Below are 1,145 nucleotides of genomic sequence, written 5' to 3'. Positions count from 1 at the left end.
TGCGCACTACGCACCAAACCCCACACCGGAGCCAGCACCAGATCCGGCGATCCCCCACCAACCGCCACACCGTCGCGGGTCACCACCACCAACCGCACGCCAGCGAACCGCTCGCTGGCCAACCACCACTGCAACAGCGCCAGCATCTCGGTTGTGGCGGCCCGGCCGGCCAGCGCCACGTCATCGGTGGCCGCCGGAGTGCCGACCGCGACCACGACTGCGTCCGGCGCCGGGGCACCGTCGGCAATGGTCCGCTGCAACGCGTCCAGGTCCGTGAAAGGTTCGCCCGCCCCACCCACGTCGCCGACGAGCGCGACCCGGACCGGAGCGCCACTCCCGACCGAAATCGGCGTCCACTCAAGCTGGAACAGCGACCGCTGCCCACCACCCCGGGCGCCCTGCAACTGCGTCGGGTCGACCGGACGTACCGCCAGCTTCGCGACGCTCACCACCAGCGCCCCGGACTCGTCGGTCACGTCGACCCGCAAGGCGGAGCCCTCCGCCGGGCTGATCCGGACCCGCACGCGGGAGCCGCCACCGGAGCCCAGGCGTACGCCGGACCAGGAGAACGGCAGGTCCGCCGTGGAGCCGGCGTCCTTGTCGATCAGCCCACCGTGCAGCGCCGCGTCGAACAGGGCGGGGTGGACTGCGAACCCGTCATCGCCAGCGTCCTCGGGGAGCGCCACCTCGGTGTAGATGTCCTCCCCGGCATGCCACGCGGCCCGCAGGCCCTGGAACATCGGGCCGTACTCGTAGCCGGTATCGGCCAGCCGGGTGTAGAGCGTGTCGACCGTCGCCGGCCTGGCGTCGGCCGGCGGCCACACCACCGGGAACGGCACCAGCGGTGTCGCCTGTAGGGCGAGCCAGCCGCGTGCGTGGCAGGTCACCACACGCCCGCCGTCCTCATCCGCGGCCTCGGGACGGGAGTAGACCGCGACCTCACGACGACCGTCGTCGTCGGGTTCACCCACGGTCACCTGCAACTGCACCACCACACGCTCAGCCAGAAGCAGCGGCGCCTCCAACACCAACTCCTCCACCACCGGACTACCCGCGTGTCGGCCGGCAGTCAACGCCAACTCGACAAACGCGGTACCCGGCACGATCACCATCCCGAACACCGCATGATCACTCACCCACGGCGC

General features: G+C 71.4%; 1 protein-coding gene. It reads right to left on the bottom strand.

Annotation, left to right across the window (positions count from 1 at the left end; translation table 11 throughout):
- Positions 1-1,112: polyketide synthase dehydratase domain-containing protein (locus tag ACLQ28_RS34420; protein WP_425690433.1), on the bottom strand; the 1,112-nt coding region annotated here is incomplete at its 3' end.
- Positions 1,113-1,145 lie beyond the last annotated feature (33 nt).

The organism is Micromonospora sp. DT201, from assembly GCF_049841575.1.
Lineage (GTDB): Bacteria > Actinomycetota > Actinomycetes > Mycobacteriales > Micromonosporaceae > Micromonospora.
Note: the sequence above shows the minus strand (reverse complement) of the source record. Positions and strands in the feature narration are given on the sequence as shown.